The sequence below is a fragment of the Cryobacterium sp. TmT2-59 genome, from assembly GCF_004403545.1.
GTDB classification, from domain to species: domain Bacteria; phylum Actinomycetota; class Actinomycetes; order Actinomycetales; family Microbacteriaceae; genus Cryobacterium; species Cryobacterium shii.
Genome location: NZ_SOGM01000008.1, coordinates 1 through 22289, shown reverse-complemented (window position 1 = coordinate 22289; position 22289 = coordinate 1). Strand labels below are relative to the sequence as shown.

Sequence of the window (22289 nt, the reverse complement as noted above, 5' to 3'; positions counted from 1 at the left end):
ACGCGCCGCCCCCGTTCCGCGAGATGGCGTCCTCGTAGGCGGCGAGGTGGTCGAGTTTCTGCTTCGGCGTGAACGACCGCCGGGGCGTGGGGCCGCCCGCGCGGGGGCCAGGACTGCTGATGTTCATCATGGAACTATCGTCGCGCACGGCGATCAACGATGGGCTGGACATGGTGGAACTTCCTGATTCTCGCCCTACGTCAAACGGCGGACTTGCTCTGAGCTACTGGCCTCAACTCACCCTGACACGTAGGGGTACGCGATTACGGACGGCCGCGTCGCCATCGGCCGTACGGGTCGTTCTGATTCACACGCGCATGCCGACTGTTGATTTTCTGGGCCTGCATACTCTCTCTCCTGAGGTGTCCGCTGTCGAGCTTCCTAAGCCGCGGCACGAAATTGGATTGAGTGGACCCAAGGATCATTCTTGCCTGGGATGAGTATTTGCGTTCCTGAGCGCCACCAATATTGCCGTTGAGCGCCACTTGCTCGCTGTCGGGGTCGCGTCTTTCAGCGCCACTGAATATTCGGGTTGAGCGCCACTGTTCGTAGGCTCCTTCTGCCGTGTGCTCTATCACTCGGCAGAAGGAGTAATCACAGATGGTTCGGAAGATCAAAGCGAAGCTGGTGCTCAGGCTGCGCAGCGAAGGGCTTTCGGGGCGGCAGATCGCCGCGCAGGGATTGTCCCGGCATAGCGTGGCGGCGGTGCTCGAGGCCGCGGATCGGGCAAAGGTGACCTGGGACGACGTCGCCTGTCAACGTCGGGTAAAAACTGACCCTTTATCGTCGCTTGAATTCTGACCCCTTGGTTTGTTTTTCGGTTTAGTTCGCGCCCGGTCGGGGCTGCATCTCGAGCATTTCGCGGCGGCTGCGAGTGCGGTAGGAATCCCCGGCAAGGGTGACGACCTCGGCATGGTGAACGAGGCGGTCGATCATCGCCGCGGCGACGATCTCGTTGGAAAAGATCTCGCCCCACCGACCAAATGGCATATTCGAGGTAGCCAGAATGGCGCCCTGTTCATAGCGGTCGGCGACGAGATGGAAGAACAGGTTCGCGGCATCATGATCGAAGGCCAAGTATCCTATTTCGTCGATAATTGGCGGATAGTCGCAATTGGTACTTGTAGTCCACGTTGTTGGTACTGCTGTTCCGGGGAGGTGGAACTGGCCGGGCTGGCGATGTGCCGGCCCGGCCAGACCGTCGCGACGCGGGTCTGGGCGTTTACTCCCAGTAGCCCTTCGCGGTCTTCGCCTGATCGCTGCGCAGGCGTCGCATGTCGACCTCGCCGAGGTTGAGCGTGCGGGCTCAAGACTTTTCGCTTGATGACTCGCGGGTTCGAGCGTTTTCGGCGTGTTGGATTGAGCCGCCCGACGAGGGCGCGGATCGCGTGCTGCCACGTCGCGTTGGGGCGTCTACGTTCCTGAGGGGGAAAAAGCGCCCTGAGCCACGGAGCGGCGGGCGATGCGTAGCGCGGCGATGAACGACACTCTGTCGGGATCACGGCGGGCGTGCTGGGCGGCCTCGACCATGAGGGTGCGGATCGCGTAGTGGCAGCAGAGATGGCCCCAAATCTCCTGCTTGACCAGCGCAGGAGACTTGGAACGCATCACCATCCGGGGGCCGCGCTGATGCGTTTTCAGCTCATCGAAGACAGACTCAATTTCCCACCGCTCGGAGTACACGGTCGCCAATTCTTCCGCTGAGGCCTCGTCCGGATTCAGAATCGTGGTCAGCAACCGGTAGGACTCGGGGTTCTCCCGGCCGTCATCAATCGTGTAGTCAATGACCCGCACCGTCAACGGGGTAGTCGAGGCCCGCGCGGTTCCGGACGTGGGGACGATATGAGCCAACCACGACCCATCGGCCAGGGTCTCCTGATAGCGGGGGCGCAGGTTTGTCTTGACCCGCCACAACAGATCGGCGCCCGTCGCGGTAGCCTGCTGCCACAAACGAAATCCGTAGAACCCCCGATCCGCCAGCACCAACATCCCCAGCGTGAAGCGTCCCACCAGCTCGCGGGAGAGCTCAATCTCCGACGTCTGAGCTGCTGCGGAGTTCTCGGACAGTGGGCCCTCTTAAAATGAGGGACTACTGAAAGCAGAGATCAGCATGACCGCATCGCGAAGGCGATTTTCCCAGGAGTTCAAGGACGAGCTGTGTCGCGAGGTGATCAACACGTCCAAGACGATCAAAGATGTCGCGACCGCGTATGGCGTCGGCCCGGAAACTCTCCGCAACTGGCTCATCAAACACCGCGAGGCCAACTGCGGCACCGAAACGGACCTCACCCTCCCGGAACGGGCTCGGTTGAAAGAACTCGAACGAGAGAACCAGGAGTTGAAAGCCGAGGCGCTGTTCTTGAAAAAAGCGGCCGCTTACTTCGCGCGGGAGCAGCGGTAGTGAGCAAGTACGAATACATCGACTCCTTGAAAGCCGAGCCCGACAACCTGAACTCGGTCGTGAAGATGTGCCGCTGGCTGACTGTGTCGACGTCCGGGTTCTACCACTGAATGTCACGGCCGCAATCGGCCACCGCGGCCCGCAGGGCGGCCCTGATCGCCCGGGTGCGGTACTTCTTCGAGGAGTCCGACGGCACCTACGGGTACAGGCGCGTGCACGCTGACCTTGCAGCGGAGCACACGGAGTGCTCGCCCGAGCTCGTGCGGCAGATCATGCGCCAGCAGCACTTGGTGGCCTGTCAGCCGCGCCCGTTCCGCGTCACGACGGCCGCGGACGCTGAAGCGGCTGCGAACATGCCCGACCTCGTGAAACGGGACTTCACGGCCGACCGGCCCGGGGTGAAGTTCGTCGGCGACATCACGTACATCCACACTTGGCAGGGTTTCATCTACCTCGCGACCGTCATCGACTGCTACTCGAAGAAAGTCGTCGGTTGGTCCATCGCCGATCACATGCGCACCGAACTCGTCGCCGACGCCCTCAAGAACACGGCCGCGACGACCCGGATCGAGCCGGACGCGATCTGGCACTCCGACCGCGGCAGCGTGTACACGTCCGCCGAGTTCCGGGCCCTGGTGACCAGCCTCGGCATGCGGTCCTCGATGGGCCGCACGGGCGTGTGCTGGGACAACAGCATGGCCGAATCGTTCTTCTCGATGCTGAAGAACGAGCGCGTCTACCGGACCGTGTACGCGACGAAGACGCAAGCACGCAGCGACGTCATCCGCTACATCGAGGGCTTCTACAACAGCCGGCGCCGGCACTCAGCGCTCGGCTACCGCAGACCCAACGAAGTCCACTATGGTTATCAACAGCCAGCCCTGGCAGCGTAGAAGAAAACACTAATTCCGCTGTCCGAAATCTCCGCGGCAGCTCAGTCGTGCACGGGCCAATCACCGCGTCCAGGATCGCGTGGGTTCCGCACTCCGCCAACGCCACCAACCGCGCCTGCGGGAAAGCGGACTGCTCCCCGCGACTGACCGAGGGACGGCCAAAGTATTTCGTATTCGCCGTGCTGTCAGCCAGATCCAGGACAGTTCCATCAATGGATACCAGCCGCCGGTCAGCCAGCCACGACCCCGGCGTATCCGGCCCCGCCAACGGACGCACGACCCGGTTAAACAAGTCCCGCATCGGCTCGAAGCCCAACCGGCGACGCGCCTGAAAAATGGCCGACTTCGACGGCGACACAAAAGACTCCGACCAGCCCGACGCCCACGACAACCCATCCGTCAGCTGAGCGAAAACGTCCTCATAGGACGCTTCGGCATACAGCCCCATCCCAATCGAGAAATACGCCATCACCCGCGCCGGCAACGCCCGGCTACGCTGCTCCGTCCGCCCAGCCGCCTCAACGACCTCGTCGACAACATCAGCCGGAAAAACTCGAGTCAACAAACCCACCGACACCAAATCCGACAACCGACGATCAGAGACCGGCTTCACCCACCCAGTACGCGCCATGCCCTCAACGCAACACGCAAAGCCTTAACTGAACGGTATTGAGGCTAAGCCAGTGGCCGGCGGTTACCCCGCCCCTGGTTCGTCAGCAGTGTCTCGGCCTGATTCAATGGCCCAGTGAGTGAAATAAGCAACCGTTCGAGTGCCCGGAGTTCCGGGAACCGCTGCAAACCACGGATTTACCGTCGGTGGTGGTTCTGGACGGTCGTCGTCGTCGGTGTCCTCGTGGTTGCCGGATCCTGGGTGGGTCTTCGGGGATTGCAGGCGAAGGCCGAACTGGAGGCAGCGATGCCGCTGGCCTCCACGATTAAGGCAGAGCTGCTTGCTGGAGACTCGGCGGCGGTGTCCGTATCGGTGAAGAGCATGGCGGAGCACACCGACCGCGCGCGGGAGCTGACCGGTGATCCGGTGTGGCGTGCCGCGGAGTTTGTTCCCTTCGTGGGGGCCAATCTTGCAGCTGTGCGAAATCTGGCCGATGTCGCTGATGACGTAGTCAGAGGTACGGCCGTTCCCTTGGCTGCGACCGCGGCGGCGCTGAATCCGGCGGCGCTCAAGCCCACCGATGGCGTCATCGCTCTTGAGCCGATTATTGCAGCGGGCGAAGCTCTCAGTCAGGCCAGCACAGTGTTCGCGGCAGCGGACAAACGGGTCAGCGACCTGGACACCAGCACGACCGTCGGACAGATTACCGCAGCCGTGGACGAATTCCATGGCTTTCTGGGGAGCATCACACCGAGACTGGTGTCGGCTAGTCAGGTAGTAGACGCTGTTCCGGAGGCCCTTGGTGGGAGTGCCCCACGCAACTACGTCATCGTGTTCCAGAACAACGCTGAAGCACGGGCACTTGGAGGCACCTCGCTGTCATTCGCCCTGTTGACGATGGACAAGGGTCGCGTCACGCTGGGGGACGCCGTGCCGGCGGGATTCGGGAACTTCGCTTACTATCAGGAATCCGTGGTTCCTCTGCCGGAAGGTGTTGAAACGCTTTACGGCACAGAGTACGGCCGGGCAATGTCGAACCTCACTGTGCGGCCCAGTTTTGAGAGCGCAGCCGAGACGGCGCAGGAGATGTGGAAACGACAGTTTGGCAGAAAAGTTGACGGCGTGATTTCAATCGACCCCGTGGCACTTGGGTATCTTCTACGCGGCACCGCTCCGATTCCGTTGTCGACGGGCGATGTCCTGACGAGCGACACTCTTGTGCCTTTGCTTCTGAACGGGGTCTACATGCGCTATAACACCGATAATATCGGGGCGGACAATGCGGCCCAGGATGCCGTGTACGCGGAGATCGTCTCAAAGACCTTCGATCAGCTCCTGAGCGGCGATGTGGATCCAAAGGTGATGCTGTCGGCCCTGACGCAGGCAGTCAGCGAACGCAGGGTGCTGATGTGGAGCCCCGATATGAAGGAAGAAGCCGTCTTCGAGTCCTTCGGGGTCGATGGCGCCTTGCCCAAGAGCGACAAGGAGACCGATCGGGTCGGGGTCTATTTCCAAGAAAACGTCGGCTCGAAGATGAACTACTACCTGAAGCAGTCCGTGAGCCTGGGCGAGGCTGCGTGCCGGGCTGATGGCAAGGCGTCATACCGCATCGGGGTTGACCTCACCAACGAGATGCCGGCCGATGCGGCGACATCCATCAGCCCCTCGATTCTGGGCACGTTCGTGCGGGAGAAGCTTGAGCCAGGCGTGCAGCGCATGATCGTCATGGTCTATGCCCCGCGCGGGTCGCGGATCGTGGGAGCCACGGTTGACGGGGCTCCGGTGGCGCTCGAACCGTTCCACGACACCGATTACCCGGTGGCGAGGCTGATCCTGACCATGGAGCCTGGGGCAACGTCGAAGATGACCATTGATGTGGTCGCGGCCGGAACAGACACGAAGGCGCTTGAAGCCCAGGTGACGCCGATGGTGAACGCGACGACCGTTTCCGACCTGCCCCTCGACTGCGGGACCGTCGCGAAGGAGTAGCCGGCGCGGGGAGCTACAGGCCGAGTGTGAGGGCGGCGTAGCCGATACCGCCGGCGGCGATGGTAGCTAAGGCCAGCACAGCGTACTGAAGCCCCTTGGTGCTTCGACCTCGGCGTAATAGAGCCTTGTGGCCCATCTGCTCGGGCCGGATCTTGCTCATGATTCTCACTGTACCGCTGCGGTGACGGGCGAATCGTCAGATCTGGCCCCCCGAAAGAGGGGGCTTGGCCCGCCTGCTGTGGGGTCCGACGCTAGGCTTCAAGCGTGAAGAAGGCGACGATATGAAGCTGTCCGTGATCGGCTGCGGTTACCTGGGAGCCGTGCATGCTTCGGCGATGGCCGAGTTGGGCCACGACGTGGTGGGTATCGACATTGATGCCCGAAAGATCGACCAACTCGCCGCGGGCCAACCGCCGTTCTACGAGCCGGGCCTGCCCGAGATTCTTACCTCGGCCATGGCGTCGGGCCGGCTGCGCTTCAGCACCGACATTGCCGATGCCGCGGGCGCTCAGGTGCACTTCATCGGTGTCGGCACCCCGCAGAAGGCGGGCAGCCACGCCGCCGATCTCAGCTACGTCGACGCGGCTGTGCAGTCGCTGCTGCCCCACCTTGCCGCCGGTGACCTGGTCGTGGGCAAAAGCACGGTGCCGGTCGGCACCGCCGCCCGGCTGGCGGGGGTGATCGAGGCATCGGGCAGCGGGGCCAGCCTGGTCTGGAACCCCGAGTTTCTGCGCGAGGGCTTCGCCGTTAAAGACACCATCAGCCCCGACCGGCTGGTCTATGGCGTCGCGCCGGGCGAGGCCGGCGAGCACGCCACAGCGCTACTGAACGACGTCTACGCGTCGGCTATCGCTGCGGAGACGCCGCTGATCGTCACCGACTACGCCACCGCCGAGCTCGTCAAGGTGGCCGCGAACGCGTTCCTCGCCACCAAGATCAGTTTCATCAACGCCATGAGTGAGATCGCTGACGTCTCCGGGGCCAACATCACCGAGCTGGCCGACGCCATCGGGTTCGACAACCGCATCGGCCGCCGGTTTCTCAACGCCGGCGTCGGGTTCGGCGGCGGCTGCCTGCCCAAGGACATCCGCGCCTTCACCGCCCGCGCGGAGGAACTCGGCCGGGGCGACTCGGTCGCCTTTCTGAAGGAGGTCGACACGATCAACATGCGGCAGCGACAGCGCGTCGTCGCGATGACCCTGCAGGCCCTGGACAAGCCCGTCTACACGGCCAAGGTGGCCGTGCTCGGCCTCAGCTTCAAGCCGCACTCCGACGACGTGCGGGACTCGCCGGCCCTCGACGTGGCCGTGCAACTGCGGGGCCTCGGCGCCGACGTGGTGGCCACCGACCCGCAGGGGATTGAGAATTCGCGGTTGCGGCATCCGCAGCTCACCTATTCGGCCAGCATCGAGGAGACCCTGCGGGCCGCCGACGCGGTGGTGCTGGTCACCGAATGGGCCGAGTTCAAGCAGATCGACCCGGTCTGGGCGGCCGCGCTCGTGCGCGTGCCGATCATCATCGACGGCCGCAACACCCTCGACGCCGCCGCCTGGCGCGCCGCCGGCTGGACCTACCTGGGGCTCGGGCGACCGTGACCGCTGATCCGTCGGGCGCACCGGCGACCCGGCCGAAAGGCCGAGGATGGAAGATCGCCCTCATCGCCATCGCCGCCGTCGTTCTGCTCGTCGGCGGAGCCGCGGGTGTCTACGCCTGGACTCTCAGCAATACCTTTGATAATCAGACCGTGAAGATCCCCGACGTATTCCCCGACGAGGCGTCACGACCGCCGGCGGCAACCGGTAACGCGGCAACCGGTACCGCGGCGACCGGGCAGAACATCCTGCTGCTCGGCTCGGACACCCGCGGAGCGATCGACGGGTCCATCACCGACCTCACCGGGCAGCGCTCGGACACCATCATGGTGGTGCACGTGCCGGCGAACGGCAAGAAGATCTTCGTTATGTCGATCATGCGTGACAGCTGGCTCGACATTCCGGGTCAGGGTGAGGCCAAGATCAATGCCGCCATGTCGTACGGCGGCGTGCCCCTGGCCGTGCAGACCGTCGAGGGTCTGCTCGGCGCGCGCATCGACCATGTGGCCATCGTCGACTTCACCGGGTTCCAGGGCGTCACAGACGCGCTGGGCGGCGTCGAGGTCGACAACCCGGTCGGCTTCGACTCGGGCTCCCTCCCCGGTAAGTACTTCGCCGAGGGGCCCCAACTCCTGAACGGCACCGAAGCGCTCGCGTTCGTGCGGGAACGCCACGCCTTCGCGGACGGCGACTTTCAGCGGGCCCGCAACCAGCAGGCCTTCATCAAGGCCGTGCTCGGCAAGTCGCTGACGGCGGAAACCCTGACCAACCCCGGCAAAATCAACGGCCTGGTCGGGGCGGTTGCTCCGTACCTCGCCGTCGACGATGGGCTGAACGCGGCGTACGTCGCCGGGCTGGCGGTGGAGCTGCGCAACGTGCGGGTGGGTGACGTGACCTTCTTCACCCTGCCGACGACGGGCACCGGAACCTCGCCCGACGGCCAGTCCATCGTCGTGATCGACCAGGACAAGCTCAAGGCCGTGCAAAAGGGATTCCAGACAGACACCCTCGACGCCTACCAGCCCGAGGTGCAGACGATCGGGTGACCTATCTCGGGTTCGGGGCTCTCACTTCGAGCTGTCGCGGACGCCGCCCACGTCGAAGCAGGCGCTGATCGAGCTGAGGTAGATCACGGCCGGGAGCGAGGTGTCCGATCGGGCGGAGACGCTGAGTCCGGGGGCCTTGTCGGCGCCGCCTTCCTTGGTCAGCAGCACCGTGCGGCCGGCGCCGGCCTCCTCGGCCTGATTCGGCGTGGGGTCCCAGCCGTCCTTTTCGTAGGCCCGGATCAACGCGTCGGCCACGGCGAGCGGCTCAGTTCCTGTGGCCAGCCACACGTAGCGCATGTTCTGCCAGGCGCGCACCGTGGCCTGCGGGGTTCCGTCGGCGCCCGGGCAGCCCACCGACGTGTTCATCACCAGGTCGATGTGGTCGATCAGGTCGGGGGCGATGGCGTCGATGGCCGCGGCGACGGTGTCGGCGGTCGTCGTCTCCTCGGCCTGCTCCGAGGAGCCTTCCGGATTGGAGCGGGCGGCGCATCCGCACACCATCAGCACGCCGGCAACCAGCAGTGTTGCCGCGAGCGTTTTACTCCGTTGACGATTCATCCTGCGCAGGATACTGCCCCCATAGTCGTGCGCACTGCCTCCCGGCGGCGGGCCTTGTTCGTGCGCATCCCCCGCGCACTGCCAGCCTAGGGGAGAGGCCGACCCCCGCAACGGAACAGGGCGCGCGGGTCTGGGCTCAGGCGGCCGTGATTAACGCGCGGGCACGAGGCAGAGCCGGATGTAGTAGACGTAGGCGCGCTGGGTCGTCAGATCGGGGGCGTCAATCACCCCCGTGATCGCGCTCGTCCACGTCGTGGCCGTGCCGATGGCGTCGATCGAGAATCCGTAGGCGGCGAAAGTCTCGTTGACAGCAGTCAGGTCGTAGCCGAGTGCGGCCAGGTTCGCATCGAAGTACGTGCGCACGGAGTCGCTCGTGAGCCCGACAGCCGGGTCATAGGAGAGAGGACGGTTGGCGACGGCGTCCTTGCCGGCGCGGTCCAGGAGTTTCTGCGTCATGTTGCAGGTGAGCCCTTTGAGGGCCCGCGCCGCCAGGTCGTCCACGTGGCTGACGAATTCAGGGCTCGAGTTCGGGCCGAGGCGCAGGGTCACCAGTTTGATCGCCTCGTCGGGGATGGCCCCGGCCAACGTATCGGCAGAGGCGGACACCCGCATGACCTCTCGCCAGAACCGCACGATCGCTTCGGCGCGCGCGATCATGGCGGCCTCTTCCGCGGTCAGGCCCTGAGCCGGCACACCCTTGAGTGCGCCGGCGAGATCGTCTACCGGGGCCGGCTTTGCCATCGTGCCGAATTCGTCCCCGTACGGCCCGAGTTTCTTCAAGGCCTGGCTGAGCGCGGTCTTCCAGGCCGGCGCCGTCTCCGCGGCGACCCCGCAGCTCGTCAACGTGAGCACCAGCGCCGTCGCGAGAGCGACCACCCCGATTGCACGCACTCTCACTCGCACCTGAACCATGGGATTGCCTTCCCGTCGGAGACTGCGGAACCCGTTGGATCAGACGTAGCACCGGAGGGGGCATCCGTCTAGGGGCTGATCAGGGATTTAGTGCTCGTGCCCCCGCCGTGAGCGGCTGGCGGGCAGCTCTGCTCGATCCGAGTAAACTTGAATGTCGGATTTCAAGGGGTGTGCGAGTGGTCGACCTGGAGCTTCAGCGGGAACAGAACTACGTGGCGACGCTGTATGCGCGCCTGGACGCGCTGCAGCGCGAGGCGGAGCAGCAGCTCACGGCGGTGCGGCGGCTCGACGTGGGCGGCAACCACCAGTCCCGCTCCGAACGCGACACCTTCGCGCGCCTCTACGAGGACCGCATCGTGCAGCTGCGCGAGGTCGACGACCGATTGGCGTTCGGCCGGCTCGAGGTCGCGTCCGACGACGCGGATGCCGGTTCCCTTTACCGCTACATCGGCCGGGTGGGCCTGCGCGACGAAGACCTGCAGCCACTGCTGCTGGACTGGCGGGTGCCGCAGGCCAGCGCGTTCTACCAGGCCACGGCGGCGACGCCGCTCGGCGCCCGCGCCCGCCGGCACCTGCTCTCGAAGGGCCGCGACATCGTGCGCATCGAGGACGAGATCCTCGACGCCGCGCTGCTCGAGGGCGATTCGGCAACCGTGCACCAGGGCGAGGGCGCACTGCTGGCCGCGCTCACCGCCCAGCGCACCGGGCACATGAGCGATATCGTCTCGACGATCCAGGCGGAGCAGGACCGCATCATCCGTTCAGACCTGAAGGGCGTGCTTGTTGTGCAGGGCGGGCCGGGCACCGGCAAGACGGCCGTGGCCCTGCACCGTGCGGCGTACCTCTTATATACGCATCGGGATCGGTTGAAGAACTCGGGTGTGCTCATCGTGGGGCCGTCGGAGTCCTTCCTCAACTACATCGAGGCGGTGCTGCCGTCGCTGGGGGAGACCGGGGTGGTGCTCGCATCTGTCGGCCAGCTTTACCCGGGCGTCGAGGCGACCCGAGAGGATGCCCCGGCCGTCGCCGCCCTCAAGGGCCAGACCTCTATGGCGCGGCTGATCGAACGCGCCGTGCGCTCGCGGCAGTGGGTGCCGGCCCAGCCGCAGGTGCTCGTGGTCAATGGTGACCGGCTGACACTGCACCCACACCTGATCGAGACGGCCATTCACCGGGCGCGGGCCACCGGCAAGTCGCACAACGAGGCCCGGGTCACGTTCGTCAAGAACGCGCTCGGCGCCCTGGCCAAGGAGTGGCTGGCCCAGCTGAAGAAAGACGGCCGGTCGATGGACGACACCGACCTGCCCATGCTGCGCGAAGACCTGCGCCTCGCCGACGACGTGCGGGTGGCGCTGAACACCGCGTGGCTGCCGCTCACCCCCGAGAAGCTGCTGCAGGATCTCTATGCGCGCCCGCAGTGGCTGGCGCAGCTCACCCCCACCTGGACGCCCGCCCAGCGTGCGCTGCTGCAGCGCCCGCGCGGCGCCGAGTTCACCATCTCCGACATTCCACTGCTCGACGAGGCGGCCGAGCACCTCGGCGAGTACAACGTCGTCGACGCGGCCCAGAAGCGCGAGCAGAAGGAGCAGCGCAAGCGCGACGTGGAGAACGCCGAACTGGCGATCTCGAACATGGAGGTGAAGGGGCTCGTCAACGCGAAGGCCCTCGCCGACAACTTCGCCGAGCTGGGCGACCGGGCCACCACGGCCGAGCGCGCGGCCCTCGACCGCTCCTGGACCTACGGCCACGTGGTCGTCGACGAGGCGCAGGAACTCTCGCCCATGCAGTGGCGCCTGGTGCTCCGGCGCGGCCCGCTGCGCTCGTTCACGATCGTCGGAGATATCGCGCAGGCGGCGTCGGCGGCGGCCGCGTCGAACTGGCGTGAGGCGCTCGCGCCGCTGCTCTCCGGGTCGCTCGAGGCCGACCGGTGGCGGCTCGAGGAGCTCACCGTGAACTACCGCACGCCCAGCCAGATCGCCTCGGCCGCGGAGTCAATGGCCCTCGCCCACAACCTGCCGATCACGCCGGCCCGGTCGGTGCGGGCTAGCGAGTGGCCGATCGAAACGGTGACGGATGTCGCCGACGCCGTCGGGCGCGAACGCGCACTGGGTCTCGGTGGCACCGTCGCGGTGATAGTGCTCGAGCCTGCGCTCGCCGGGGTCCACGCTTCCTTGGTCTCCTCGTTCGGGCCCTCCGTTGTGGGCCTCGGGGCGGAGGGCCTGCTCAAGGAGATCGCGCTGCTCACCCCGCACGACTCCAAGGGACTTGAATTCGATGCCGTGGTGGTGGTGGACCCGGCGGGGATCGTCGCGGCGTCCGAGCGCGGCGCCGGCGCGCTGTATGTGGCCATGACCCGGCCCACCCAGCGCCTGTATCTCGTGGCGACGGGGCCGCTGCCCGCCGGGCTTTAGTGCTGGGGCCACTTCTCGCGCCGGCCGATACTGAGCTCACAGCCGGCATGGGTTAGCGTTCGTAGGTGACTGAATCAAGCGACGACCGCGCTGCCACCGCCCCCCACTTGACTGCAGAGGATCACACGCCGGCGCCGCTGGCCGTGGATCGTAGTCGCCGTGCTGGTCGGGCTCGTCATACTTCTCGCCATCGCCGGGGGCTGGGTGGGTTCCCGGGCACTGGCGGCCAAGGCCGAGCTCGAGAAGGCGCAGACTCTCGTCGGCACCCTCAAGAGCCAGGCCACGGCGATGGATTTCACCGGCCTCGGTACCACCTCCACGAAGCTCTCCGCGGCTACGGGCAAGGCCGTCGACCAGGCCCATGACCCACTCTGGCGGGCGGCGGAAGTCGTTCCGTTCGCCGGCGCCAACCTCACCGCCGTGCGCCAGATGGCGGAAGCCATCGATGTGGTGGCGCAGGACGCGGTCGGGCCGATCGCTACGGTGGCGTCGGGCCTCAGCGCGGCGTCGCTGAAACCAATTGACGGCAAGATCAACCTGACGCCGATCGTGGACCTGAACGCGGCCCTGACAACGGCGAGCACAGCGCTCGACTCGGCGGCGGCATCCGTGGGCGCGATCAAGCTCGACGGCACCGTCGATGAGGTCAGTGCAGCCGGCACCAAACTCTCCACCATGCTCGACGGCGCGGCGACGACGATCGGGGAGGTGAGCTCGTTCACCTCGGTCGCACCCGCCATGATGGGCGCCTCGGGGCCACGAAACTACATCTTGATCTTCCAGAACCTCGCCGAGACCACGGCGCTCGGAGGCACCGCTGCCGCCCTGACCGAGGTCACCGTCGACGACGGTTCGATCAGTATCGGACGTCAAGCGTCGAGCCAGAGCTTCGTACGAGACGACGCGCAGCCGGCTGTCGCCGAAGACCCAAAGCTTTCTTCACTTTTCACCCCGTTGATGTTCACCAGGCTGAACCTCGCAACCAGCCGGCCTGATTTCCCGACTGCCGCGCAGATAACCCAGGCGTTCTGGCAGCGCGACCTCGGGGGCACCGTCGACGGCGTCATTTCAATCGACCCGGCGGCCCTCGCCCACATGCTGGGCGCCACAGAACCGGTCACGATGAGCACGGGTGACGTTCTTTCGAAAGACAACGCCGTGTCCCTGCTGCTCAACGAGATCTACTTCCGCTACCAGGGCCCGGATGGCTACCTTCAGACCGACGCGTTCTTCGCCGAGGCCGCCAAGACCATGTTCGATGCGGTGACGAACTCGCAGGCCGAACCGCAGGACATGCTGAAGGCCGTCACCCAGGGCGTCACCGAGCACCGCATCATGGCGTGGAGCGCGCACCCCGAGGAGCAGAAGATTCTCGAGCGCACCCCACTCGCCGGCATCCTGCCCACCACCAACGCTGACTCGACCACCACCGGCGTATTCTTCCGGGACATGTCCGAGTCCAAAATGGATTTCTATCTCGAAACCGGCGCGACGCTCAGTACGGATGTCTGCACCGCCGAGACCCCCACCTTCACCACCACGGCCAACCTTCACTCCACCCTCACGCCCGAGCTTGCCGCGAAGCTGCCGAAGTACGTGGCCAGCGGAGCTTGGGGCGTCAAGCAATTTCGCACCGAGGTCTTCGTCTACGGCCCTCCCGGCACAACGTTCGTATCGTCGTCGATCGACGCCGCGGAGGGCGCCGACCTCGAGACCACGACCGACGACCTGGGCAGGCCGGTGGCCCGGTTCTCGGTCATGCTGAAGCCCGGCCAGTCGAGCGCGGTCACGGCCGTCTTCACCGGCCCGAAGGGCACCTACGCGGCTCCCGTCCTCCAGACCACCCCGATGCTGCACCCCACGACGGTCACCCTCGACGCCCCCGGCTGCAAGTAGCCGCCCCTGCTCGCCCATCGGCGCCCCTGCCAGTAGCCGCCCCTGCTCGCGCTGCCCCTCCCTGGCCCACTCCCCACTCACGCCTGCCTGCGGTTCGCGCCGGTCATCCTACGAGCCCCGCTTCCTTCGCCGAGCCGTGAGTTTCGACCCTGTTTCTTGCTTGAAGAGGGTCGCAACTCACGGTTCGGCGCCGTCTCGGGCCCGGTTCTGCGGCGCCTCGCCGGCCATCGAGTCCCACGAGCAACACCAGCCTCATTAGTAACTATCTGCGAAACACTTTGATAAATAGTTGAGATAGTCTCGACAACACGTACGCTTTTTGCTAAAATCGGGGCATGGCAGGAGCATCCGCACCGCAGTCACCAGCCGCCCCGGCAGAGGCGGCAGATTCACCTGCGCAGCGAATCGAGCAGGCCGCTCGGGCAATAGCCAAAGCTCTCGCTGACATCACGTTATCGCTACTGTCCGACACCGATGCCCTGGCCGTGCTCGGCGCGGTCGAGCACCTCGGCCGCAGCGTGGATGCGGCACGAGTCTCCACTGCAACGGATGTCGCGGACCGCTCCCGTAGCATCCTCGGCCACGATTCCCTGGCCTGGAAGCAAGGGGCGAGCAACGGCATCGACCTCATCACGCGCCTCACCCGGGTCTCCGCGCGCGAGGCCAACCGTCGCGTGCGGCTCGGCGGGAACGTCGGCCAGCGCCGGGCCGGCACCAGCATGCTGCCCCCGTACTATTCGACTGTCGCCGCGGGCCTGAGTGCAGGCGATCTGGGCGTGGACGCTGCCGAAGCCATCGTCACCACCCTCGACAAGGTCAGTCCGAGCGTCGCTCCAGACGACCTCCTCACCGCTGAGCGGGCCCTGGTTGCCGCGGCGACCGGCGCCATCACCGAAGAGACCCAGGGGTTGCCCGGCGAGGGGTTCGCTTTCCCGGCGGACCTGATCCGGGGCATGGCCGTGCAGTGGCAGGCGCGGCTCGACCCGGACGGCACCGCCCCGAACGAAGACGTCGCCGAGCCGCGCAGCACTTTCGGGTTCGGCCTGCTTCGCGACGGCCTCTACCCCCTGCGGGGAGCGGTCACCGCGGAGCTCCGCGGCATCATGAACGGCATCTTCGACACCTATCTCTCCGCCCACGCGGCACCCGCATTCCCCAGTGCGGAGGAGCAGGCGCTGATGGATTCCGGGGAGCTCATCCCCGGCGCCGAGGCCGCCGCCCTGAGCGACGACCGGAACGGCGGCGAGAAACGCGCGGACATCCTCCGCGGGGTGTTCGAGGCCGCGTCGCGCGCACCGGGAACCCCGAAGATGGGTGGGGCCGCCCCGACCGTGATGGTGCACGTGAACGCGGTCGACCTCGCCGACGAGCACGGGGTGGGGTGGATCGACGGGGTCGAAGCCCCGGTGTCGATGCGCACCGTGAATCAGCTGATCTGCGCCGGCGGGTACCGCAAGATCCTCTTCGGCGTGGACGGGGAGGTCCTCTACCTCGGCGGGAAGGAAAGATTCTTCAGCCAGGGCCAACGCCGCGCCATCGCCGCCCGCGACGGCGGGTGCATCATCCCGGGTTGCCAGGTGAACGCGGCCTGGGCGGAGGTGCACCACATCATCCCGTGGGTGAACCACGGCCCCACCGACATCGACAACGGGGTGCTGCTCTGCTGGTTCCATCACCACAGCATCGAGACATCGGGGTGGTTGATCCGCATGGTCCGGGGCAAACCCGAGGTCATGGCACCGGTCTGCTTCGATCCCACCCGCACCTGGGTTCCCGGCCAGGACCACCGCGCCCACCGGGCCAGCGGTGCCGGCCGCGATCGCAGCGCCCGCGCCCCGGCTCGCGCCCACCCCAGCGCCACGGATTCGACCCACTAACCGTCACCAGTCCAGCTGCTCGAGCCCCGCCCCTGCGCCGTGCCCGCCCGGTTCGTCCTCTGAAACCCGCGCACGGGCATCCGTCAGCCCCCGGCTGTACACTTTTTGCGGGCGTCGCGCATAGGTGACGTCAAGCTCCGAGCCGCAATGCCGGCTTTGCGCCAATTAAAGGAACCGCACACATGACGACCCTTCCCCGCCTGGTGGCCTTCGATCTCGATGACACCCTCGCCGCTTCCAAGTCCCCGCTCGACCCGCGGATGGCCGCCCTGATGGTGCGCCTGCTCGGCGCCGTCGAGGTCTGCGTCATCTCCGGTGGCCAGATCGCGCAGTTCCACATGCAACTGATCGACAACCTCGAGGGCGTCAGCGACGAGGCCCTCGCCCGCCTGCACCTGATGCCCACCTGCGGCACCCAGTACTTCCGCCACGTCGACGGAGCCTGGACCCAGATCTACGCCGAATACCTGACCGAGGCCGAGAAGACGGATGCCCTCAACGCCGTCGAGATTTCCGCCCGTTCGCTCGGCTACTGGGAGAGCGAGACCTGGGGCCCGATCCTCGAAGACCGCGGCTCGCAAATCACCTTCTCCGCTCTCGGCCAGGCCGCCCCGGTCGCCGCGAAAACCGCGTGGGACCCCACCGGCGAGAAGAAGAACGCCCTGCGCGAAGCGGTGCAGGCGCTGCTGCCCGACCTCGAGGTGCGCTCCGGCGGGTCCACGTCCGTGGACATCACCCGGCGCGGCATCGACAAGGCCTACGGCATGAACAAGCTCGCCGTGCTCACCGGGGTGCCCCTCGACGAGATGCTGTTTGTCGGCGACCGCCTCGACGAGAACGGCAACGACTACCCGGTGAAGGTGCTCGGGGTCGAGTGCGTCGCCGTGGGTGGCTGGGAAGACACCGCCGCGTTCCTCGAGACGCTGATCCCGCAGCTCGAGGCCGTCTCCGCCTGACGGATGGCGCTCAGCCGAGCCCCGCGACAAATTCGTGCAGCCACGGTCGCAGGCCCGGGCCGAGGTCCTCGCGGTCCACGGCGAGCTGCACAACGGCCTTGATACAGTCTAGTCGGTCGCCGGTGTCATACCGGCGACCGCGGAAGTGGCCATCAGCGCAGGTTTGGGGCGCCGTTCTCTCCTGGGCGTGACGTGTTTCGGGAATGGCCCGTATCCGGGGGGAAAAGGCCGGGCTATGGTGTCGTCACCGTTCGCTCGAGCGGCCACAGGAGGTAACCCGAATGCCGAACGGAAAGAACGCACAGCGCCCTGAAACGACCGGCCCGTTCCACCGGGCTCCGCGCAAACGTTACCCCTGGCGCATCGCCCTGGCCGTGCTCGGCACGGTGCTGGTGGTCGCAGTCGCCGCCGTCGGAATCTTCGCGTTCAGCCTGACCCGCGCCTTCGACGGCGGCACCGAGAAGATCTCCAACGCCTACCCGAAGGAGGCGTCCCGCCCCAAAGCCATCACAGCGCCGCAGGGCGCTGCCACACCGTCCTCGGCGCAGGGCGCAGTGCCCGCGGGGCAGGCGCAGAACATCCTGCTGCTCGGATCGGACACCAAAGGAGCCACGGGGACACAACTTGCCAACGTCAGTGATGAGCACTCGGACACCCTGATGGTGGTGCACGTGCCGGCCGATCACAAGAACCTCTACGTCATGGCGATCCTGCGCGACAGCCTGGTCGAAGTGCCCGGGCACGGGCAAGCGAAGATCAGAACGGCTATCTCCCTGGGTGGGGTGCCGCTGGCTGTTCAGACCGTGGAAACCCTGCTCGGCGCCCGCATCGATCACGTGGCCGTGGTCAATTTTTCCGGGTTCGAACAGGTGACGGATGCCCTGGGCGGAGTCGACATCAACAATCCGATCAGCTTCGATTCAGACCACCTCAAGGGGCACCACTTCGATAAAGGCTCCCAGCACCTGACCGGCGCGGAGGCCGTCGCGTTCGCGCGCGAGCGGGCAGCGTTCCAGGATGGCGACGTTCAGAGGGTGCGCAACCAGCAGCTCCTTATCAGCGGCCTGCTGATGGGGGCGATGCGCAATTCCATGCTGTCCGATCCGGTGAAGACGTCGGGTCTGCTGGGCACGGTCACGCCCTTCCTGGCCGTTGACGATGGCCTCAACTCCGCCTACCTGGCCTCCCTGGCCTGGGCGCTGCGGGACGTGCCGGAAAAACAGGTCACCTTCTTCATGATGCCGATCGCCGGATCGGAAGCCTCCTCAGACGGTCAGGCGATCGTGCACGTGGACTGGGCCCGGCTCGCGGTCGTGCAGCAGGGTTTCCAGACCGATACCTTGGCCGCCTACGACCGCGAGTTGAAGACGATGCGGTAGCAGCCCTCGATCTTTGCCCCCATGGATCGGCGGATGCCGTGGCGTGCGCAGTGCGGGCCCCGGGCGTCGGGAACGGCCCATATCCGCCGGGAAAAGGTCGGGCTATGGTGTCGTCACCGTTCGCTCGAGCGGCCACAGGAGGCAACCCGAATGCCGAACGGAATCAACGATTTTCTGCGCCACAAACACCCCGGCCCGGCGCACGCAGCGCCGCGCAAACGTCATCCCTGGCGCATCGCCCTGGGTGCGCTCGGCACGGTTCTGCTGGTCACCGTCGCCGCAGGCGGCGTCTATGCGTTCAGCTTGACCCGCGCCTTCGACAGCGGCACCGAGAATATCTCGAACGCCTTCCCGGAGGAGGCCTCCCGCCCGCAGGCTGGGCAAGCGGCGCCGGGCACGGCGGGCGTCGCCGCAGCGAATGCCCCCGCCGCCGCCCTCGACCCTTCCGCGGTCCTGGGCGGGGTGCCCGCTGGGCAGGCGCAGACCATCCTCCTGCTCGGATCGGACACCCGCGGCGCCACGGGGAAGGACCTCGCCGGCATCCGTGGTGAGCGATCGGACACCATGATGGTCGTGCACGTGCCGGCCGATCGCAAGAGCCTCTCCGTCATGTCGATCATGCGCGACAGCTGGGTTGAGGTGCCAGGGCACGGGCAGGCCAAGATCAATGCCGCGCTCTCCTGGGGCGGGGTGCCGCTGGCCGTGCAGACCGTGGAAAACCTGCTCGGCACCCGCATCGATCACGTGGCCGTGGTCGATTTCTCCGGGTTCGAACAGGCGACGGATGCCCTCGGCGGCGTCGACATCGACAACCCGATCGCCTTCGACTCCTACCATCTCAAGGGGCACCACTTCGAAGCGGGCTCGCAGCACCTGAATGGTAAGGAAGCCATCGCGTTCGCGCGGGAGCGCTACGCGTTCCAGGACGGCGACTTCCAGCGGGTGCGCAACCAGCAGCTCATCATCAGCGGGCTTCTGACCGCGGCCATGCACAGGTCCGTGTTCGCCGATCCGGTTAAGCTGTCCGGTCTGCTGAAGACGCTCACCCCCTTCCTGGCCGTGGATGACGGCCTGGACTCCGCGTACCTGACCTCGCTGGGCTGGGAGCTGCGGGATGTGCGGGAGCCGCAGGTCACCTTCTTCACGATGCCGACCGATGGAACGGGAACCTCCTCCGACGGCCAGTCGATCGTGCACGTGGACTGGGTCGGCCTCGCCGCCGTGCAGAAGGGCCTCCAGACCGACACCATGCGCGACTACCAGCCCGAGCTGCAGGCGAGGGGCTAGCCGGGGGCCGGGCTGTCGCGCATAACTCCTGCAATTTGTGGCAGAAAGGCCGTTTTGGGGTCGAACCCGGCCTGTTCCGAACGATCTGCAGGAGATATGCACGACGGATCCGCGCTGCCCCCAACTACCCATTGTTCTGCGGCCCCCTGTGGCGAATTCAGGAGAAACCCGGCCCCGGCCATCCGCCGCCCCATGTTTTCGGCGCTGAGGCCGGCGTCCACCCCGGCTCTCCTGAATTAGCCACCCGTTGGGCAGCTAAACGCCCGTCGCCCCGCGAGTCGACCTGCGAGCCGATCCCGCCAGCGCCAGCGCCTGCAGCAGCGGCAGCAGCATCAGGGCGAGCACGGCGCCCACGGCCGCACCCGCCGTGTTCGCGACCACATCGGATAGGGTGGCGAACCGGGCCGGCAGGAAGATCAGCTGGCCCAGCTCGATCGTGCAGCTCGCCGCGAAACCCGCCAGCACGGCCAGCCACCAGCGGCGCGAGCCGGCCAGGATCACCACGATCATCCCCACCGGGACGAACAGAACGACATTCGCCATGAACTCCACCAGGTCGTAGCGCACCCAGCCCGGAGCGCCATGCCCCTGCAGCCAGCCGAGGGCGGCCAGCAGAAAATCGTGCGCGTCCCGGTCCACCGGTGTCGGCCAGAATGCGATCAGGAGTAGTGCGACCAGATAGGCCAGCCCGAGTCGCAGCGCCCACCGGCGCAGCTGGGCCCGCCCCTGCGAGTCCGCGGCGGGCGTACCCGAAGTGGGGGAGCCGGGGAGTGGTGCGGCGGGAGAGTCGGGGTTCAGGCCGGCCACGTCATCACCTCTCGGGGTCTGAGCGGTCGGCCCCCGACGACCGTGCCGGGTGGAGGACCGCAACACTGTCGGATTCACCACCCTAGACGGGTCGGTCCGCGCATGCCAGTCGGCCCGGCCCCGCTCCCAGTCTGGCCCCGCGCAACCTCCGACCGCACCGCACCCANCGCTCCCAGTCTGGCCCCGCGCAACCTCCGACCGCACCGCACCCAACCTCCGACCGCACCGCACCCAACCTCCGCCGGCCCCGCGCCCGACCGTCGCCGACCGCCGGCCCCGCGCCCGACCGTCGCCGACCGCCGGCCCCGCGCCCGACCGTCGCCGACCGCCGGCCCCGAGCCCGACCGTCGCCGACCCCCGGCCCCAACCTCCACCCAGCCCCGACCGGTTACCGTGAGGGATGCGCACCCTCCCGATCAACGTGCTCGACCTGGCCAGCCGCCCCGCCGGCGGCACCAGCGCGGACGCGGTGGGCGGCAGCATCCGTCTGGCGCAGGCCGCCGAACGACTCGGTTACGACCGGTTCTGGGTGGCCGAGCACCACAACATGCCGGCCATCGCCTCGAGCGCGCCGGCCGTGCTGATCGCGGGCATCGCGGCGCGCACCGAGCGTATCCGGGTCGGCTCCGGCGGCGTGATGCTGCCCAACCATGCCCCGCTCGTCGTGGCCGAGCAGTTCGGAACCCTCCGCGCCCTCTACGGCGACCGGATCGACCTCGGCATCGGGCGCGCCCCGGGCACGGATGCCGCCACCACCCTGGCCCTGCGCCGCAGCCCCGCGGGCCTCGGGGTCGACGACTTCCCGCAGCAGCTGGCGGACCTGATCGGGTTCTTCCACGGCGGCATGGCCCCGGACAATCCGTTGCGCGGCATCACCGCGTACCCCGGCCTCGGTGACGCCCCGGAGTTGTGGCTGCTCGGCTCAAGCGGCTTCAGCGCGCAGGTTGCCGGCGCGTTGGGGCTCCCGTTCGCCTTCGCGCACCATTTCGCGGGGGAGCACACCGAGGCCGCCCTCGACCTCTACCGCACCGGATTCAAGCCGAGCCGGTTCCTCGCCGAGCCGCACACCATGATCACGGTGGGCGTCATCGCCGACGACGACCCCGAGGTCGCGCGCCGCGAATCGCTGCCCGGACTGATCACCTACATCCGGATGCGCCAGGGAAAGAAGCCGGAGCCGGTGTCGGCGGCGGAGGCGGAGGCCTACCGGTTCAGCCCCTACGAGCAGGAGGTCGCGCTGGCCCGCAACCGGCGGCAGGCGATCGGCACGCCCGACGAGGTGGATGCCCGACTCACCGAGTTGCTGGACGCCACCGGCGCCGACCAGCTCATGGTCAGCGCGCAGGCCGCGACGCTGCCGGGGCGCATCCGTTCGCTCGAAATCGTGGCCGGCCTCCGCTCCGAGCCGGCACTCGCCTGACCCGGGGCATCCGCCCGCCGCCCTGCCGTCGGCCCCCGGGGTATCCGTGCTTGGCAAACGATCGTGAGGGGTCCCATATCGACCTTCCCGGGCCTCCGGAAGGTCGATGTGGGACCCCTCACGGGCAGGACACGAGACCCAATGCCGACGGATGCCGCCGGTCGCCCGCCCGCCTGCCGTCCTGCCCGCCTGCCGTCCCGCCCGCCTGCCGTCCCGCCCGCCCGCCGTCCCGCCCGCCGCCCGTCGCCCCGCCCG

At 67.0% G+C, this 22289-nt stretch carries 17 protein-coding genes and 3 pseudogenes; 12 read left to right on the top strand and 8 right to left on the bottom strand.

The window, feature by feature from the left end; genetic code table 11:
• Nucleotides 1-600 precede the first annotated feature (600 nt).
• Nucleotides 601-801, top strand: a complete 201-nt coding sequence (locus E3T24_RS00895; protein ID WP_134434190.1) for a hypothetical protein — start codon at nucleotides 601-603, stop codon at nucleotides 799-801.
• A 21-nt stretch (nucleotides 802-822) separates the two neighbouring features.
• Here the strand turns inward: E3T24_RS00895 and E3T24_RS18215 are convergent, their stop codons facing one another.
• Nucleotides 823-1398, bottom strand: a complete 576-nt coding sequence (locus E3T24_RS18215) for an ATP-binding protein (protein ID WP_134434189.1) — start codon at nucleotides 1396-1398, stop codon at nucleotides 823-825.
• Between the two features lie 15 nt (nucleotides 1399-1413).
• Nucleotides 1414-2067 carry an IS4 family transposase gene (locus tag E3T24_RS00885; RefSeq protein ID WP_134434188.1) on the bottom strand — a complete coding sequence of 218 codons (654 nt, stop codon included), beginning with the start codon at nucleotides 2065-2067 and terminating at the stop codon, nucleotides 1414-1416.
• A 43-nt stretch (nucleotides 2068-2110) separates the two neighbouring features.
• Here E3T24_RS00885 and E3T24_RS00880 point away from each other — a divergent pair.
• Nucleotides 2111-3294, top strand: a pseudogene (locus E3T24_RS00880) (IS3 family transposase).
• Between the two features lie 73 nt (nucleotides 3295-3367).
• Here E3T24_RS00880 and E3T24_RS00875 read toward each other — a convergent pair.
• Nucleotides 3368-3925: pseudogene (locus E3T24_RS00875) on the bottom strand (transposase domain-containing protein); the annotation flags it as partial.
• 114 nt (nucleotides 3926-4039) lie between these two features.
• On the opposite strand from E3T24_RS00875, the gene E3T24_RS00870 reads away from it, so the two are divergent.
• Nucleotides 4040-5893, top strand: a complete 1854-nt coding sequence (locus E3T24_RS00870) for a DUF4012 domain-containing protein (RefSeq protein WP_134434187.1) — start codon at nucleotides 4040-4042, stop codon at nucleotides 5891-5893.
• Between the two features lie 13 nt (nucleotides 5894-5906).
• Here E3T24_RS00870 and E3T24_RS17135 read toward each other — a convergent pair whose 3' ends face one another.
• Nucleotides 5907-6053: a hypothetical protein gene (locus E3T24_RS17135; RefSeq protein WP_166789145.1), complete on the bottom strand. Its 147-nt coding sequence runs from the start codon at nucleotides 6051-6053 to the stop codon at nucleotides 5907-5909.
• A gap of 121 nt (nucleotides 6054-6174) precedes the next feature.
• Here E3T24_RS17135 and E3T24_RS00865 point away from each other — a divergent pair, with 121 nt between their 5' ends.
• A complete protein-coding gene (locus tag E3T24_RS00865; protein WP_134434186.1) occupies nucleotides 6175-7488 on the top strand; it encodes a UDP-glucose/GDP-mannose dehydrogenase family protein in 1314 nt (437 codons plus the stop codon).
• On the top strand, nucleotides 7485-8531 hold the full coding sequence (locus tag E3T24_RS00860) for an LCP family protein (protein WP_134434185.1): 1047 nt from the start codon (nucleotides 7485-7487) through the stop codon (nucleotides 8529-8531). Before E3T24_RS00865 ends, E3T24_RS00860 begins: the two co-directional genes overlap by 4 nt.
• Before the next feature lie 21 nt (nucleotides 8532-8552).
• Here E3T24_RS00860 and E3T24_RS00855 read toward each other — a convergent pair whose 3' ends face one another.
• On the bottom strand, nucleotides 8553-9089 hold the full coding sequence (locus tag E3T24_RS00855; protein ID WP_134434184.1) for a hypothetical protein: 537 nt from the start codon (nucleotides 9087-9089) through the stop codon (nucleotides 8553-8555).
• A gap of 150 nt (nucleotides 9090-9239) precedes the next feature.
• Nucleotides 9240-10001 carry a hypothetical protein gene (locus E3T24_RS00850; protein ID WP_134434183.1) on the bottom strand — a complete coding sequence of 254 codons (762 nt, stop codon included), beginning with the start codon at nucleotides 9999-10001 and terminating at the stop codon, nucleotides 9240-9242.
• Between the two features lie 176 nt (nucleotides 10002-10177).
• Here E3T24_RS00850 and E3T24_RS00845 point away from each other — a divergent pair, with 176 nt between their 5' ends.
• From E3T24_RS00845 to E3T24_RS00830, 4 genes are all read left to right on the top strand, one after another.
• Nucleotides 10178-12412 carry a UvrD-helicase domain-containing protein gene (locus E3T24_RS00845; RefSeq protein WP_174776533.1) on the top strand — a complete coding sequence of 745 codons (2235 nt, stop codon included), beginning with the start codon at nucleotides 10178-10180 and terminating at the stop codon, nucleotides 12410-12412.
• Between the two features lie 159 nt (nucleotides 12413-12571).
• Nucleotides 12572-14308 (top strand): DUF4012 domain-containing protein, encoded by a 1737-nt coding sequence (locus E3T24_RS00840; RefSeq protein WP_134434181.1) that lies wholly within the window; start codon nucleotides 12572-12574, stop codon nucleotides 14306-14308.
• A 335-nt stretch (nucleotides 14309-14643) separates the two neighbouring features.
• Complete coding sequence (locus E3T24_RS00835; protein WP_134434180.1) at nucleotides 14644-16185, top strand: HNH endonuclease signature motif containing protein; 1542 nt, start codon at nucleotides 14644-14646, stop codon at nucleotides 16183-16185.
• Between the two features lie 182 nt (nucleotides 16186-16367).
• On the top strand, nucleotides 16368-17141 hold the full coding sequence (locus E3T24_RS00830) for an HAD-IIB family hydrolase (RefSeq protein ID WP_134434179.1): 774 nt from the start codon (nucleotides 16368-16370) through the stop codon (nucleotides 17139-17141).
• Nucleotides 17142-17151: 10 nt separating this feature from the next.
• Here the strand turns inward: E3T24_RS00830 and E3T24_RS17765 are convergent.
• Nucleotides 17152-17286, bottom strand: a pseudogene (locus E3T24_RS17765) (UTP--glucose-1-phosphate uridylyltransferase); the annotation flags it as partial.
• Nucleotides 17287-17422: 136 nt separating this feature from the next.
• On the opposite strand from E3T24_RS17765, the gene E3T24_RS00820 reads away from it, so the two are divergent.
• Together E3T24_RS00820 and E3T24_RS00815 are read left to right on the top strand one after the other, a co-directional pair.
• A complete protein-coding gene (locus E3T24_RS00820) occupies nucleotides 17423-18520 on the top strand; it encodes an LCP family protein (RefSeq protein ID WP_160141029.1) in 1098 nt (365 codons plus the stop codon).
• A 150-nt stretch (nucleotides 18521-18670) separates the two neighbouring features.
• Nucleotides 18671-19807: an LCP family protein gene (locus E3T24_RS00815; RefSeq protein ID WP_166789144.1), complete on the top strand. Its 1137-nt coding sequence runs from the start codon at nucleotides 18671-18673 to the stop codon at nucleotides 19805-19807.
• Nucleotides 19808-20062: 255 nt separating this feature from the next.
• Here the strand turns inward: E3T24_RS00815 and E3T24_RS17130 are convergent, their stop codons facing one another.
• A complete protein-coding gene (locus E3T24_RS17130) occupies nucleotides 20063-20614 on the bottom strand; it encodes a VanZ family protein (protein WP_160141027.1) in 552 nt (183 codons plus the stop codon).
• Between the two features lie 400 nt (nucleotides 20615-21014).
• On the opposite strand from E3T24_RS17130, the gene E3T24_RS00805 reads away from it, so the two are divergent.
• A complete protein-coding gene (locus E3T24_RS00805; RefSeq protein WP_134410839.1) occupies nucleotides 21015-22034 on the top strand; it encodes an LLM class flavin-dependent oxidoreductase in 1020 nt (339 codons plus the stop codon).
• Nucleotides 22035-22289 lie beyond the last annotated feature (255 nt).